At 64.3% G+C, this 15,428-nt stretch carries 10 protein-coding genes and 1 pseudogene; 3 read left to right on the top strand and 8 right to left on the bottom strand.

What is annotated here, in order from left to right:
- Positions 1 to 125: 125 nt before the first annotated feature.
- On the top strand, positions 126 to 2,108 hold the full coding sequence (gene acs, locus ACXR2T_RS08250; protein ID WP_458838358.1) for an acetate--CoA ligase: 1,983 nt from the start codon (positions 126 to 128) through the stop codon (positions 2,106 to 2,108).
- 65 nt (positions 2,109 to 2,173) lie between these two features.
- Here the strand turns inward: acs and ACXR2T_RS08245 are convergent, their stop codons facing one another.
- Positions 2,174 to 2,650, bottom strand: coding sequence for a RidA family protein (locus tag ACXR2T_RS08245; protein ID WP_458812165.1), 477 nt, complete (start codon positions 2,648 to 2,650; stop codon positions 2,174 to 2,176).
- Between the two features lies 1 nt (position 2,651).
- Positions 2,652 to 2,819, bottom strand: a complete 168-nt coding sequence (sp36, locus tag ACXR2T_RS08240; protein ID WP_458812168.1) for a Sp36 family protein — start codon at positions 2,817 to 2,819, stop codon at positions 2,652 to 2,654.
- A gap of 112 nt (positions 2,820 to 2,931) precedes the next feature.
- Between sp36 and ACXR2T_RS08235 the strand changes: the two genes are divergently transcribed.
- Together ACXR2T_RS08235 and ACXR2T_RS08230 are read left to right on the top strand one after the other, a co-directional pair.
- Positions 2,932 to 5,565, top strand: a complete 2,634-nt coding sequence (locus ACXR2T_RS08235; RefSeq protein WP_458838357.1) for a transglycosylase domain-containing protein — start codon at positions 2,932 to 2,934, stop codon at positions 5,563 to 5,565.
- A gap of 3 nt (positions 5,566 to 5,568) precedes the next feature.
- Positions 5,569 to 6,495 carry a metallophosphoesterase gene (locus tag ACXR2T_RS08230; protein ID WP_458812174.1) on the top strand — a complete coding sequence of 309 codons (927 nt, stop codon included), beginning with the start codon at positions 5,569 to 5,571 and terminating at the stop codon, positions 6,493 to 6,495.
- A 71-nt stretch (positions 6,496 to 6,566) separates the two neighbouring features.
- Here ACXR2T_RS08230 and ACXR2T_RS08225 read toward each other — a convergent pair whose 3' ends face one another.
- The 6 genes and pseudogenes from ACXR2T_RS08225 to ACXR2T_RS08200 form a co-directional block, all read right to left on the bottom strand.
- A complete protein-coding gene (locus tag ACXR2T_RS08225; protein ID WP_458838356.1) occupies positions 6,567 to 7,628 on the bottom strand; it encodes an aspartate-semialdehyde dehydrogenase in 1,062 nt (353 codons plus the stop codon).
- A gap of 99 nt (positions 7,629 to 7,727) precedes the next feature.
- Positions 7,728 to 9,005 carry an aspartate kinase gene (locus tag ACXR2T_RS08220; protein ID WP_458812180.1) on the bottom strand — a complete coding sequence of 426 codons (1,278 nt, stop codon included), beginning with the start codon at positions 9,003 to 9,005 and terminating at the stop codon, positions 7,728 to 7,730.
- Positions 9,006 to 9,150: 145 nt separating this feature from the next.
- Entirely contained in the window at positions 9,151 to 9,570 is a 420-nt protein-coding gene (locus ACXR2T_RS08215; protein ID WP_458838355.1) for an MFS transporter, read from the bottom strand.
- A 356-nt stretch (positions 9,571 to 9,926) separates the two neighbouring features.
- Complete coding sequence (locus ACXR2T_RS08210; RefSeq protein WP_458838354.1) at positions 9,927 to 12,557, bottom strand: HNH endonuclease signature motif containing protein; 2,631 nt, start codon at positions 12,555 to 12,557, stop codon at positions 9,927 to 9,929.
- A 351-nt stretch (positions 12,558 to 12,908) separates the two neighbouring features.
- Positions 12,909 to 13,505, bottom strand: a complete 597-nt coding sequence (gene recR, locus ACXR2T_RS08205; RefSeq protein ID WP_458812953.1) for a recombination mediator RecR — start codon at positions 13,503 to 13,505, stop codon at positions 12,909 to 12,911.
- Between the two features lie 42 nt (positions 13,506 to 13,547).
- Positions 13,548 to 15,428, bottom strand: a pseudogene (locus ACXR2T_RS08200) (hypothetical protein); the annotation flags it as partial.

The following is a 15,428-nucleotide window of genomic DNA, read 5'->3' as shown; positions in this document are numbered from 1 at the left end:
GCTCCCTGACGCCCCCTGTGAGCGGAGTGCTGTCGAAGGTATACGCTGGATTGGTATTCACTAGCATCGCTGGAGCCTGCAAGAGCCCGCGGTGTGCACCACCACATGATCGGATAAGGGCGTCCATGACTGAACAGACCGCAACCATCGAGAGCCACCCCGTGCAGCACGGTGACCACGCAGAGACGTACCCCCCGTCGGCAGCGTTCACGCAGCAGGCCACGGTCAACGATTCGTCGGTGTACCTGCGCGCGGCGCAAGACCCCGAGAACTACTGGGCCGATGAGGCACAGAACCTGCAGTGGACGAATCCGTTCACCGAAATTCTTGACTGGACGAACCCGCCCTTCGCGAAGTGGTTCGCCGACGGCGAGCTGAACGTCTCAGCGAACTGCCTCGACCGGCACGTCGCGGCGGGCCTCGGCGACCGTGTCGCCATTCACTTCGAGGGCGAACCGGGCGACTCCCGCTCCATCACCTATGCAGAGCTCACCCACGAGGTGAAGCGCGCCGCCAACATGCTCACCAGCCTTGGCGTCACCGCGGGCGACCGCGTCGCCATCTACATGCCAATGATTCCCGAGACCGTGGTCGCGATGCTCGCGGTCGCCCGCCTGGGGGCTGCGCACTCCGTCGTGTTTGGCGGGTTCAGTGCCGAGAGCCTGCGCGCCCGCATTGACGACGCCGAGGCGAAGCTCGTGATCACGGCCGACGGCGGTTACCGCAAGAGCCGCGTCTCAGCGCTGAAGCCGACCGTCGACGATGCCCTCGCGCTGCACGACGGCGGCAGCTCTGTCGAAAAGGTGCTCGTCGTCGAGCGCACCAAGAACGACATCACGATGCACGAGGGCCGCGACCTGTGGTGGCATGAAGAGATCACGGCGTTTGACGGCGAGCACGACGCCCAGGGCTTCCCCGCCGAAAACCCGCTGTTCATTCTCTACACCTCAGGCACGACCGGCAAGCCCAAGGGCATTCTGCACACCTCGGGTGGCTACCTCACGCAGGTCGCCACGACGCACCGCAACGTGTTCGATCTGAAGCCCGAGACCGATGTCTACTGGTGCACCGCCGATATCGGCTGGGTCACCGGCCACAGCTATGTCGTCTACGGCCCGCTCGCAAACGCCGCCACGCAGGTGATCTACGAGGGCACCCCCGACACCCCCAACTGGGGCCGCTGGTGGGAGATCATTCAGAAGTACGGTGTCTCGATCTTCTACACCGCCCCCACCGCGATCCGGTCGTTCATGAAACTGGGGCGCGAGCTGCCAGATCAGCACGATCTTTCGAGCGTGCGCGTGCTGGGCTCTGTGGGCGAGCCGATCAACCCCGAGGCTTGGCGCTGGTACCGCGAGGTCATCGGCGCCGGATCAGCTCCCATCGTTGACACGTGGTGGCAGACCGAGACCGGCGCGATTATGATCGCGCCCCTGCCCGGGCTCACGAGCCTGAAGCCCGGCAGTGCGCAGGTGCCGCTGCCCGGTATTGCCGCGACCGTCGTCGATGACGACGGGAACGCGGTCGAGAACGGCCAGGGCGGGCTGCTCGTGATTCAGCGGCCGTGGCCCGCGATGGTGCGCACCATTTGGGGTGACGACCAGCGGTTCATCGACACCTATTGGGAAAAGTTTGGCGACCGCTACTTTGCGGGCGACGGCGCGCGCCTCGACGAAGACGGCGATGTGTGGCTGCTCGGCCGCGTCGATGACGTGATGAACGTGTCGGGGCACAGGCTTTCGACCGCCGAGATCGAGTCAGCGCTCGTCGAGCACGAGTCGGTCGCCGAGGCCGCCGTGATCGGCGCGAGCGACGAGACAACAGGCCAGGCCGTCGTCGCGTACTGCGTGCTGAAGGCGCAGCAGACCGCGCTGAATGATGAGAACGCCGAGGTCGAGCTGAAGAAGCACGTCGCCGCGCACATCGGCGCGATCGCGCGCCCCCGCAACGTGTACGTGGTGACCGAGCTGCCCAAGACCCGATCGGGCAAGATCGTGCGCCGCATTCTCAAGGACCTCGCCGAGGGCCGCGAGGTGGGCGATGTCTCAACCCTCGCAGACACGGTCGTGATGACCGCGATTCAAGACACGATCGCGGCGGGTAAGTAGCCACTTGCGCAAAAACGGCCGGCGATGGAATGTTCCACCGCCGGCCGTTTTCGTCGAATCACGCGTTAGTCGGTGACCCGAAACGTGAACTCGATCTCGACGGGCGCGTCGAGCGGCAGCACCGACACTCCTACCGCCGAGCGCACGTGAATACCCAGGTCACCGAACACACGGCCGAGAAAGACCGATGCGCCGTTAGCGACGGCGGGCTGCGCCGTGAACGAGGGGTCTGACGCCACGAACGCCGTCACCTTGACCACCTGCGAGATCTTCTCGAGCGAACCCAGCAGTCCGCGGGCGGCCGCGAGACCGTTAAGTGCGCACAGCCGCGCCATCTCTTCAGCGTCTTCGAGGGACACGAGACCTTCGCCCTCGCCCACCTTGCCGGTCACAGGCAGCTTGCCGTCTACAAACGGCAGCTGACCGCTCGTGTACACGTAGTCTCCCTCGCGCACAGCGGGAACATAGGCAGCTACGGGGGCCGCCACCTCGGGTACCACGTACCCCAGTTCAGCGATCCGCTCATCAATCACAGCAGACATTTCAGGCCTTCCTCTTCAGATATGCAACATTGCCACCGGCAGGTCCTTCAATGATCTGCACGAGCTCCCACCCCTGGGCGCCCCAGTTGTTGAGGATTTGGGCCTCATTGTGCAGCAACAGCGGGGTCACAAAGTACTCCCACTTGGGTGTTTCGTTGGTATCGCTCACGTGCAGATCTCCCTGTTTAGCTTCGGTACCGGCATGAATTAGCGACGAGTTTTGACCCGTTTTGCAGGGCCAAAGAACTGTTTTGCCAGCTACGTCGCCTAGTCTAGATTCTATGACCCGTCAGACAAACCCGTCTTCACGTGTGCGTTCAGTGAAGCCGCGCACCGCTGGTGGCGCCCTCGGAGGCATTTTCGGAGCAGTAGCAATGAGCCTCATTGCTGGTGTTCTTGTCACCGCAGCGGTCACCCCCGTCGTCGCGATTAGCGGCGTTACGGCCAACACTGCCATCGATATTTTCGAGAAGCTGCCGAACCACCTCAACCCCGGCCGTCTCGCCGAGCCCTCCACGTTGTACGCGTTGGCCTCAGACGGCACCGAGGTAAAGCTCGCCGACTTCTACGACCAAGACCGTGAGACGGTCACCTGGGACGAAATTCCCCAGTTCGTCAAGGACGCCGCTGTGGCAGAGGAGGACCCGCGCTACTACACCCACGGTGGTGTCGACGTTCTCGCGACCGCACGCGCGGTGCTGCAGAACGCGGCGGGCGGCAACAAGTCGGGTGCCTCGACGATCACGATGCAGTACGTGCGTAACGTGCTCATTCAAGAGGCGATCGCGATTCCCGACAAGGAAAAGCAGGACGAGGCCTATGACAAGGCCATGGAGCAGACGACCGATCGCAAGCTGAAAGAGATGCGGTACGCAATCAGCATCGAAAAGCAGTATGCGAAAGACGACATTCTGCTCGGCTACCTCAACATCGCGCTCTTCGGTCGCCAGATCTATGGCATCCAGTCGGCCGCGCACTACTTTTACAACAAAGACGCCAAAGATCTGACGCTCGCAGAGTCAGCAAGCTTGGTGGCGATCGTCAACAACCCGTCGAGATACCAGATCGACGTCGAAGAGAACATTCCGGCGAACACCGAGCGCCGCAACAAGATTCTCGACAGCATGCTCAGGCACGGCAAGATCACTGAGGCCCAGCACGAAGAGGCGATTGCAACTCCCGTCACACCGACGATCACCCCGCGTGAGGCAGGCTGCTTCCTCGCTGAGAAGAACTACGGTGTCGGCCACTTCTGCGATTACGTGCAGCGGTACATCAAACAGGACCCCAACTTCGGTGACAGCCCTGAGGACCGCGAATTCAACTTCAGCCGTGGCGGCTACAAGATCATGACGACGATTGACCTCGATATGCAGGCCTCAGGCCTCGAGGCGATGCACAACAACGTGCCCGCGCTCATGGATGGAATCAAGGTCGGTGCCGCGACATCGAGCGTCGAAGTTGGTACTGGCCGCGTGCTCGCCATGCTGCAAAACCGGCCGTACAGTAACGCGCAAGCCTTTCTCGATTCCAACCCCGAGTACACCGGCATTAACTACAACACCGATTTCGAGTACGGCGGCTCGAACGGCTTCCAGGTCGCTTCGACGTTCAAAGCCATCACCCTTGCCGAATGGATTCGTACCGGCCACTCGGTGCGCGACATCGTGAACGTAAACTCGCGCACAGTGCAAGAGAACTCGATTCGCGCGTCGTGTATGCCAGACGGTGTCTACGGCTGGGGTAGCTTCCCATTCACGAACGATAACGAGGGTACGCGCGGCAACCAGCCTGTCCTGACTGCGATCGCAAACTCGGTCAACGGTGGCCTCGTATCGATGCAGCAGAAGATGGATCTCTGCGAGACCTTCGACACTGCTAAGAAGCTCGGCATTCACCGCGCATCGAAGCAGACCGACCCGAACCTGCCCAACTACGACACAACCGAGCTCACCATGGTGCCGTCAAACGTATACGGCGGTATTGATGAGATCGCGCCCATCACCATGGCTTCGGCCTACGGCGCGTTCGCGGGCGACGGCACGGTGTGCACCCCCGTGCCCATCGACAGCATCGTCGACTCCGACGGTAAACCGGTCAACTTCACGAAGAGCAAGTGTTCTGAGGGGGTCTCCCCCGAAGTAGCGGCGGGTGTCGCGTACGCCCTGCAGTATGCCGTCACGAACGGCCTTGCAAGGCACGCACAATCGGAGTTCGGTGTGCCGCACCTCGCCAAGACCGGCACGAGTGATGATGTCATCGATAACTGGACCGTGGGCGCTTCGACGCGCGTCTCGACTGCCACCTGGGTAGGTAACGCAGACCCCATTCTGCAAGACGACGGCGTATACCGTCGCGTGTCGACCCAGTACTTCGGCGACCTGATGACCGACGACCAGCGCCTCTGGCGAGGTGTCATGTACGCGGCCGACGCCAAGTACGGTGGCGAGGCGTTCCCGCAACCTTCTGAGGCGTCCGTCAAGCAGACACTCGTGCCCGTGCCCGATGTGAAGGGCAAGTCATTCGAGGACGCGGTGAGCTTGCTCACGAGCGCAGGCTTCGACGTCACCGAGGGTGGCGAGGTCGATTCGTCGGTGCCCAAGGGCATGATTGCAGGTAGCGATCCGGCCGCGGGCGAGAAGGTGGGGCTGGGCTCCAGCATCACCATCAACCGTAGTAACGGCGAGGGAGCGGTGATCCCCGACGGGCTCGTCGGTGACACCGGCGACGGCGCGAAGTCGAAGTTGCGTAGCGCAGGCTTCGACAGCGTAAACTTCGTGTGCAGCGCAGACGGCAAGGCAAACCCGGGCAAGGACAAGGTCGCTTCGGTCGAACCTGGCAGCGGCACCGAGGCGCGCATGAGCGCCACCGTGACGCTCACCCTCGACTGCTCTGGCAAGAAGAAGGACGACTAACCCGTGGCATCACGCCTAAAGCCCGCCGCGGTAGCTCTCACAGCTGCCGCGGCGGGCGTCGCCGTCTGGTCGACCGTCATTGAGCGGCAGCTGTTCACCGTACGGCGCCATGCTCTGCCGCTTCTGGCGCCGGGCCAGGCCCCGCTGCGCGTGCTGCAGCTGTCTGACCTGCATCTAGCCCCCTGGCAGGCCCGCAAGATTGACTGGGTGCGCTCCCTCGCACAGCTCGCCCCCGACCTCGTCGTACTCACCGGTGATCTGATGGGCCACCTGCAGGCCCGTGGCGCACTACTCTATGCGCTGAAGCCCGTGATTGAGGCCGCGCCCACCGTGTTTGTGCACGGCTCCAACGACTACTACGGGCCGATCTTCAAGAACCCCGTCAAGTACCTCATTGAGCCCAGCCGGCTCTCGACGCGTAAACCCGACATCGACAATGCTGCCCTCACACGGGGACTCGAAGGTCTCGGTGCGATCAACTTGAACAACACGGCGACCACGCTTGAACTGCGCGGCACCAGGGTCGACCTGATGGGATTGAACGACCCGCATATTCGCTACGACAATGTGGCCCACATGCGCGAAGGTCTCGCGGGGCTTAGTGCCCAGCGCTCCGCGCAGCAATCGCTGCGCCTCGGAGTAGTACATGCCCCCTACCAGGAGCCGCTCGGCGCGTTCTTGGATGACGGCGCCGACCTGATTCTCGCCGGCCACACACACGGTGGCCAGGTGCGGCTACCGGGTGTCGGCGCGCTCACCGCGAATTGTGATCTACCTAACGACCAGGCGCGCGGCATGAGCGTCTGGTACGACGCTCACCGAGCGGCCTTCCTCAATGTGAGCGCGGGCCTTGGCAACTCGATCTACGCGCCCGTACGCTTCGCGTGCAGGCCAGAGGCAAGCCTCATCACGCTCGAGGCTGCCCAGTAGTACCAACTGCGCAAACAAAATCTCGGGCCGGATCAACATGATCCGGCCCGAGATTTTTGACGTCTAGGTCTTTACGCAGCGAGCTTCTTCGCGGCGACCAGCTCAGCGAGCTGCACCGTGTTGAGCGCTGCGCCCTTGCGCAGGTTGTCGTTTGAAATGAAGAACGTGAGGCCACGGCCCGCGGGGGCCGACTGGTCTTCGCGGATCCGGCCCACGAACGAGGGATCCTGGCCTGCAGCCTCAAGCGGCGTCGGCACATCGCTCAGTTCGACGCCGGGGGCGCTGGCGAGCACCTCACGTGCGCGGTCGGCCGAGATCGGGTTCGCGAACTCGGCGTTGATCGACAGGGAGTGGCCGGTGAAGACGGGCACGCGCACGCAGGTGCCCGAGACGAGCAGCTCTGGGAGCTCGAGAATCTTGCGGCTTTCGTTGCGCAGCTTCTTCTCTTCGTCGGTTTCGCCCTCGCCGTCCTCAACGATTGAGCCGGCGAGCGGCAGCACGTCGAATGCGATGGTCTTCGTGTAGACCTGGGGGGCCGGAAAGTTGACGGCGCGACCGTCGTGCACGAGCCCCTCGATGCCGCCCGCTTCGACCGCCGCGACAGCCTGGCCCGCGAGCTCACGAGCGCCAGCGAGGCCCGATCCCGAAACCGCCTGGAACGTCGTCACGATGAGTCGTTCGAGGCCTGCCTCGGCGTCGAGCGCCTTCATGACCGGCATCGCGGCCATGGTCGTGCAGTTGGGGTTCGCGATGATGCCCTTAACGGCCTCATCGATCGCGTGCGGGTTCACCTCGCTGACGACGAGCGGCACCTCGGGGTCGAGTCGCCACGCGCTCGAGTTGTCGATCACCGTAGCTCCCGCAGCGGCGAATGCCTCAGCGTACTCACGCGACGCCGCGCCACCCGCCGAGAACAGCACGATGTCGAGGCCTGACTTGTCGGCCGTCGCGATGTCTTCGACCGTGACCTGCCGGTCACCGAACGCGAGCGTCGTACCGGCGGAGCGAGCGCTCGCGAAGAACCGAATCGAGGCGACGGGAAATTCGCGCTCGAGAAGCAGCTGGCGCATCACCGCGCCGACCTGGCCGGTGGCACCGGCGATACCGATTGAAAGACCCTGCTGTGCAGCCATGTGGGGCTCCTGTTCCGTTGACTTGTACATACGCGCAAGCGCGCGGCACGTCTAGCGCACCGCGCGCTCACACTGAACGTGTTGTGTGTTTAGTTGGTGCTAGCGGCCGGTGCCCGCGTACACGGTGGCGTCGTGGTCGGAGTCGAGCCCAAACGCGGTGTGCAGCACCTGCACTGCCTTGTCCATCACGTCGGCGCGCGTCACGACCGAGATGCGAATCTCTGAGGTCGAGATCATCTCGATGTTGATGCCCGCTTCGTACAGGGTGCGAAACAACTTGGCCGAAACACCCGAGTTGGTGCGCATGCCAGCGCCCACAACCGCGACCTTGGCGATCTGGTCGTCGTACTGCAGCGCCTCGAACTCGAGCGCCTCACGCTCTGCTTCGAGCGCATCGATCACGCGCTTGCCGTCGCCGACGGGCAGCGTGAACGAAATGTCGGTGAGGTTCGTGTCGGCGGCTGACACGTTCTGCACGATCATGTCGATGTTCGCCTTCGTCTTAGCGACGATGTCGAAGATCTGCGCGGCCTTGCCTGGAATATCTGGCACCCCGCCGACGGTAATTTTCGCTTCGCTCTTCTCAGCGGCGATACCAGTGATGATCGGATCTTCCACCTGATCTCCCTTCGGGTGCCCCTTTGCGGGGTCGTAAACGATTGTTCCCTCTTCGCCTGAAAACGACGAGCGTACGTGCAGCACGACGCCGTGGCGACGCGCGTATTCAACAGCGCGCAGGTGCAAAATCTTGGCGCCCGAGGCCGCGAGCTCGAGCATCTCTTCGGCCGAGATCACATCGATCTTGCGGGCTTTAGGTACGACGCGGGGGTCGGTCGTATAGATGCCGTCGACGTCGGTGTAGATCTCGCACACGTCGGCGCCGAGTGCTGCAGCGAGGGCAACCGCGGTCGTGTCTGAGCCGCCGCGTCCGAGCGTCGTGATGTCGCGCGAATCTCGGTTGAAGCCCTGAAAGCCCGCAACGATCGCGACAGCGCCCTGATCGAGCGCCTCTCGCACACGGTCGGGCGTGACGTCGACGATCTTGGCCGCACCGTGCTCGGCCGTCGTAATCATGCCAGCCTGGCTGCCCGTGAACGACAGCGCCTCAATGCCCATACCCTTGATGGTCATCGCGAGCAGCGCCATCGAAATACGCTCGCCTGCGGTGAGCAGCATGTCAAGCTCACGCGGGGCGGGAATGGGTGTGCACTCGGCCGCCAGATCCATCAGCTCGTCGGTGGTGTCGCCCATGGCACTCACTGCGACGACGACATCGTTGCCCGCACGGCGGGTTTCTACGATGCGCTTCGCCACGCGCTTAATGCTCTCGGCGTCAGCAACTGACGAACCCCCGAACTTCTGCACAATCAAAGCCACGCGGGTTCCTCCTCAAATTTCTACGCCAGCGTCTAGTCTAGCGAACCTGCTCGACTGGTTCGTACATATCGCCTCGCCTGCCGGGCCGAGCCGTCACACCGCGTCACATTATCCGCGTCACATAAACCGCGTCAGATAAACCGCGTCACATAATCTGGCCCGCAGCGCTGTACACGGCGGTAAGCCAGATACCTCCGAGTGCTACCGCCGCCATCGCGAGAAAGAACACTGCCATCCAGATCAAGCGGCGGCGCCCCCGCTTAGTCACGATGCGCACGATCACCATCGCTAAGAAGAGCATGAGCACGGTCGCCGCGGTGCTCCATCCGACGGTCGCGGCGCCACCCACGGTCGTGAGCGCGATCGCCACCAGCGTGCCGATCGTGATGATCGCAAACAGCGAGCCCATCACGAGCCAGACTGCTCCTGTCGAGGTCTGCAGCGCGGGCTGATTGCCCATGCGCATCGGATCTTGCGCAGGGTCATAACGCCCGCGGGTCGCGCCGGGCTCGTTTGCATGATCCGGATCATTGGGTTGCGGCCCTTTGGAGTCCCGCTGCTGCATGTCACGCCTCCTCACTGTTGTCATCTAGTTTCGATGAGGCTGACCCGTTTGGGGAGGGCCTGGAGTCACCCGACCCTGGGTACTAAAATAAGCAATCTGGCACGCTTTCTCACGTCATCCTGTGGGAGCTGGGCTCCTATGTCATCCTGCGGGAGCTGGGCTCCTACGTCATCCTGCGGGAGCTACCCACCTAGGTCCTCCTGCGGGAGCTGGGCTCCTACGTCATGCTGCGGGAGCTACCCACCTATGTCATCCTGAGGGAGTTGGTCTCCCACGTCATCCTGCGGGAGCTTGCGACTCGCAGGATCCAGACGCTGTATCCGTGTGACGACATTCGGGTTCAACCCTGCTCGCGGTTACACGTAACCGTTGGCTGCCGCGTAAGCCCGCTGCTCGGCGGGCTTGAAGCGCCTGGATCTCGGGGCACCAGCTCGCATCGCGTAGGTGACGGGAAGTGGTGTCGTGAGCTCGCGCGGTGTGAGTTCGAAGGTCGGGGTGGTTTCTCGTACCGAGGGTGTTGTTCCGAGACCAGAAGGTCGCGTCGTAGCTTGGTCTGCCTGCCCGGTCGGTGGGGCTGGTTCACCGAGAGGAATGGGCGCAGTTGTCCCCTCAGGTCCGGGTGGTGGATGGAGCACGAAGGGGCCGCGCCCGTCGCGGGTGATCTTCCATCCGTAGTTGTGGAGCTGCAAATGGTGGGTGGCGCACAGAGCGATCCCTCGATCGATGTCGGTGCGGCCCTGGTCGGAATGCCAGTGGTCAATATGGTGCGCTTCGCAGTAAGAAGAGGGTCGATCACAGCCCGGCCAGCGACACCCGCCATCACGGGTGGCGAGGGCGATGCGTTGGGCCCCGTTGTAGAGCCGTTGTTCGCGCCCCACGTCGAGGGGGTTGTAGTCTTCGTCGACGGTGACGTATACGACGCCGGCGTTGCAGCGCTGCTTGGCGACGACCGCGTCGGAAGTGATGGTGAGGCCGTCCTCGTACCAGGCGACCACCCCGACCGGGTCCGCGGGAGCCGCTGGTGTTGTGGTCGTGGCGCCCGTTGCAGCGGTTTCGGCGTGAGCGTCGCCCTGCGCGCCCGGCGTCTGTGAGCCCGGCGACTGTGGGCCCGGTGCCTGTGGGCCCGGCGACTGCGTATCCGGCGTCTGCGTGCCTGTAGCTTGCTGCGCCTCGGGGGTGGTGCCGCGGGCTGCCTGCCTGGCGGTCTTCTTCCCGGCCTTGGCGGCCTTGGTGGCTTTCGCGGCTGCCTCGGCGGCGCGGGCTTCGGCCTGTTCGGCGAGGTATGCTTCACGGTTCACGACCTGCACCACCCGCACGCCCACCTGCCTCGTACCGAACACGGTCTGCTGGTCGGCGACCGCGCCCGACTGGAGCAGATCGATGAGCAGGTCGTGCGAGATCTGGTGGTGGCTGCGCTCGTCTTGCGCGAGTTCGTCACCCGCGGCCTGCTCTGCCGGGTCGATGAAGCGGGGCCCGCCGCGGCGGGGGCGCAGCGCGCTCGCAAAGATCGTCTGAATCCACGCCCCCGCGTCATCGTCACAGGTGAGGCGGGCATGGAACTGCCCATTCGGGTCCGTCCACCACCGAAACGAACGCGCCTCATACCGCTCGTTACGCCGCAGCGTCGCCCCCTCCGGGTCGAGGAGATCACGAATCGCTCGTGCCTGGCGGCGCAGCTCTTCCACCCGAGTGTGCTGGGCCGCCTCGATCAGGTCGAGCCCGGCCTGCCACCACAGCACCAGCAGGGCTGCTTCACACCGGCCCGCGCACGCGTCTGCTTCACCATCTGCGGCTGCGGCTGCGTTTGCCGCTGCCGCTGCCTCTGTGTCAATAGCGGTAACGGTCCCAGCGATCGCCGCGGAATCCGCGGCCGTGGTGGGGGCGGTGTTAGTGGCGTCTCCGGTGGCGGAGAGCGTTGCAGGGTCCTGCTGATACTGGGGAGTGTGGAGGGCCGCGTAGGCTGCCGTGTGGAACGCACACGCCGGCATTACCTGGGTATTGCTGTTTGCCGCGGCACCAGGCGTTGCGGCGCCAGTCGCAGCACCCGCAGTAGTATCTACGGTTTGTGCGTCTCGTGCGGGAGCACACGGCGGCACGCCGAGGCCCTGCCTGATCGCATCGTTTTGCGGGTCGGTGAGCCGGTCACGCGACACGGCCCGGTCGAGCACCGTGTGCCACGGCACCGCCAACACCAGCATGGCCTCCGCCGCAGCAGCCTCAGCCGCCGCAGCTTCAGCGTCCATACCGGCAGCGCTGTCACCGCCAGCACCGTCATCACTGCTTTCACCGCCATCGATGTCTCCACCGCTGTCGCTGGCTTCGCGTGCGAGCCTCGCCAACGCTTCACGCTGCTCACGCGCCTCACGCTCCGCCGTCTCGCCAGCGAGCATGCTCTGGCCCACCCGCACCTTGCGAGACGCTTCACCCCACGAACTCCCCGTGAGGTGCTGCATCATCTCAACACCCGTTTTGAAACCACTCGCCTGCGCCACCCCGGGCTGCCCGGCACGTTTAGCCGACCGAGTTCCCACCACCCCAGCGCTCAGTACCTCCAGCTCAGAACACTTGCGCATCACCTGAGCCACGATCTTCGCGAAATCACTCGCCCCCTCGTCGGTGAGCGCGTTCACGACCGTACGCGCGTCAGCGCCGGGGCAGTCGGCCGGAAACAAGGACTGCACGTGCGCCATAAGCTGCACGATCTCGTCACACTTCGCCTGCATCCCCAACCCGCCAGTGGCATCCGCCGTGGCGCCCGCTGCAGTATCCGCCACAGGGGGCACTGCCGACTCATCAGTCACCCCCGCAACAGCGCTCATGCCTGAAACACCGGCCGCGGCCGCGTCGTTCAAGCCCGCATCAGCGCTCATGCCTGAAACACCGGCCGCGGCCGCGTCGTTCAAGCCCGCATCAGCACCCTCGCTCGCAGCCTCAGTGAAGAGGCCCGCGAGGGGTTCTTCGTGCTGTGGTGAGGGTTTGGCTTCCATACCCTATTATCTCACGAATCGTAGGTTTATTCGAGTGAAGTTATCCACAGATTTGGCGTAATCACGCCAATTTTCGGTCGAAACAGGGGGCTGTGGACGACTCGATTAGGCACTGCTTGAACAGTGCGAGTGGAGTCGTTGGGTGTGGGTCGATGTGTAGATCGGTGTTGTAGGCGGTTGTTGTGCGTCGGCATGAATTCCGCGGCTCGCGGCGTTGTGAACACCTTCACGGACGGCACGAAGCACCGACGCTTTCTGAGTCCTACGTGCACTCAGATGGGACAGGAGGGATGACGACGAAAGGATCGCAGGAGCTTACGATGCTCGCAGCGTAACGGACAGTGGAGATCCCTAATCGACCTTGCGGCGGCCCTCGAATGCGCGGCCCAGTGTCACTTCGTCAGCGAACTCGAGGTCCCCGCCCACTGGCAGGCCTGAGGCCAGCCGAGACACCGGCACCTCGATCGCAGTCAGCAGTCGCGACAGGTAGGCGGCGGTCGCTTCGCCCTCGAGGTTCGGGTCGGTCGCGATAATCACTTCTTTGATGTCGGCGTCACCGATCCGGCGCATGAGAGCGGGGATCGAAAGATCATCGGGGCCGATCCCGTCGATGGGGCTAATAGCCCCGCCGAGCACGTGGTAAAGCCCGCGAAATTGCCTGGTGCGTTCGATGGCGACGACATCCTTCGACTCCTCGACGACGCAAATGAGCGTTTGATCGCGCCGCGGGTCGCTGCAGATTGAGCAGCGCTCGCTTTCGGTAATGTTGCCGCACACCTCGCAGAAGCGCACGCGCTCGCGCACCTCGGTGAGTAGCTCGGCGAGGCGTGAGACGTCAAAGTTCTGCGTCTGCAGAATGTGAAATGCAATGCGCTGGGCCGATTTCGGCCCGATACCGGGGAGCCTGCCGAATTCGTCGATCAGGTCTTGCACAATGCCGTCGTACACGGGCATCCCTTCGCTAAGTGGTGTGGTGAGGTACGCGCGCCGCTAGTCTTGCGGTCGCGGCTGCGCGAGCGGCAGCTCCTCGACGAACCGCGCGCCCAACGTCTCGCGCACGACGGCTTCACCGTAGCGCGTGAATGTCGGGGCCGCTGCGCGCTTGGCGCTTGGCGGTGCTGTTGTTTGAGCTGCGGGTTCGGCTGCCGGGGTTTCAGCGGGCATGGGCGCAGACTCAGGTGCTGACACGGGCGTTTCGTCGACGGCTGGAGTAGCAGCAGCAGGTGCAGGTGCAGGTGCAGGTGCAGGTACAGGTACAGGTACAGGTACAGGTGCAGTCTGTGACGCGTACGGATCGTCGTAGTCGTCGAAGCTTGGCTCCCCCGCATACGGATCGTTCGCATACGGATCGTCACCATAGCTCTGGGGCGTCGGCGTCGCAGCGGGCGCTGAGGGCACCTCGACTGCGGCTGCCATCGGCTCTTCTGCGGGCGCCTCAACGAATGACTCAGGTACTGAAACTGGATCAGATACCGATGTTGCCGCAGGTGCAGGTGCAGGTGCAGGCGCAGGCGCAGGCGCAGGCGCAGGCGCAGGCGCAGGTACTGCAGTCGGTTCCGCGCTCGCGGGCGCTTCAAAAGCAGGCGCCGCCGGAGCTGTCGGAGTCGCCGGAGCCGCCAGAGCCGTCGGAGCCGTCGGAGCTGTCGGAGCCGCCGGAGCCGAAGTGGCGTCTACAGGCATCGACCCTGGCTGCTGTGGTTGAGCTTGCCGAGCATCCTGCGAGGGAGCCTGAGACTGAGACTGAGACTGAGACTGCCGCGGCTGTTCCGCGGTCTGCACGGGCTCTTGAACCTCGGGCTTCAGTTCGGCCCAGGCTGGAGCAGCCATCGCTGGCCCCAGTGCGCTCAGGCGGGCAGCAGCTCGCGCGACGGGGTCGTCATGCGCGGCCGCTGTCGCTGCGCCCCGTGCCGCATGCTGATTCGTCGCGAGAGCGCTGGTCTGGCCCTGGCCCCGGTCCTGGCCCTGGCCCTGGCCCTGGCCCTGGCCCTGAGCCTGAGTCGGGCCCTGGGACTGAGGCGCGATTGGGCCCGCTCGGTGAGGCTCCTCTGCTGCGGGGTCGGCCACTTCGCGCGCCTGCCCAGGAGCCGCGGCTGGTGCCTGTCCCTGCGGAATCTGGCGCGGCTGGTACTTCACCGACACCCCAACGGCCGACAGGATCGCCTCGCGAAGCGGGCCAGAACCCGCCACCTTGAACGTTTCGAGGTCTGACCGCGAGGCGAAGCCGACAGCGAGCAGGTCACCCTCGAGTGACAGCGGCTGCACGACCTTGACGGCGTTCCAAGCAGCACGATCTTGTTCGAGGATCTCCTCGAGCAGGTCGGGCCACACTTCGAGCAAATCATTGAAATCACCCGCGAGCGACTCTGACTCGTCATAACCCTCATCTGTCCCAGGCGCGTCGGTTCCCATGACAGGAGCCGGCGGCTGCTGGGCGGGGCCCGTGTGCTGCGCCGGATCGGTGCCCTGCGCTGGCTGAGTGCTCTGTGCCGGATCGTTGTGCGCTGCGTGTGCTGACTGCTGACCGGGGGCGACGGGAAGCCCGGCGCTTCCCGCAGCTTGCGCTGCAGGCGCCACCGCGGGCGCTAGCTTCTGCGCGCTCGGAGCGGGTGTAGTCGGCTCTGTGCCGATGCTGGCGATCTGTGCAGCGCTCAAAATGTCAGAAATCGGTCGGCCGAACGCCGCCGCACCCTCATTCGGGTGCGGTTGTCCTGGCGCCTGCGCCGCTGGAATGGGTGAAGCTGGCGTCTGTGCGACCGGAGTAGCAGGAGCCTGCGCGACCGGAGCCTGCGCAACCGGAGCCTGCGCAACCGGAGCCTGCGCAACCGGAGCCTGCGCAACCGGAGCCTGCGCAACCGGAGCCTGCGCAACAGG

This window comes from Leucobacter faecis, from assembly GCF_054456635.2.
Note: the sequence above shows the minus strand (reverse complement) of the source record. Positions and strands in the feature narration are given on the sequence as shown.

Excerpts from the sequence above, each read along its gene's own strand:
- acs (WP_458838358.1), top strand. The coding sequence starts at position 126 with ATGACTGAACAGACCGCAACCATCGAGAGCCACCCCGTGCAGCACGGT.
- ACXR2T_RS08245 (WP_458812165.1), bottom strand. The coding sequence starts at position 2,650 with ATGTCTGCTGTGATTGATGAGCGGATCGCTGAACTGGGGTACGTGGTA.
- ACXR2T_RS08235 (WP_458838357.1), top strand. The coding sequence starts at position 2,932 with ATGACCCGTCAGACAAACCCGTCTTCACGTGTGCGTTCAGTGAAGCCG.
- ACXR2T_RS08225 (WP_458838356.1), bottom strand. The coding sequence starts at position 7,628 with ATGGCTGCACAGCAGGGTCTTTCAATCGGTATCGCCGGTGCCACCGGC.
- ACXR2T_RS08215 (WP_458838355.1), bottom strand. The coding sequence starts at position 9,570 with ATGCAGCAGCGGGACTCCAAAGGGCCGCAACCCAATGATCCGGATCAT.
- ACXR2T_RS08210 (WP_458838354.1), bottom strand. The coding sequence starts at position 12,557 with ATGGAAGCCAAACCCTCACCACAGCACGAAGAACCCCTCGCGGGCCTC.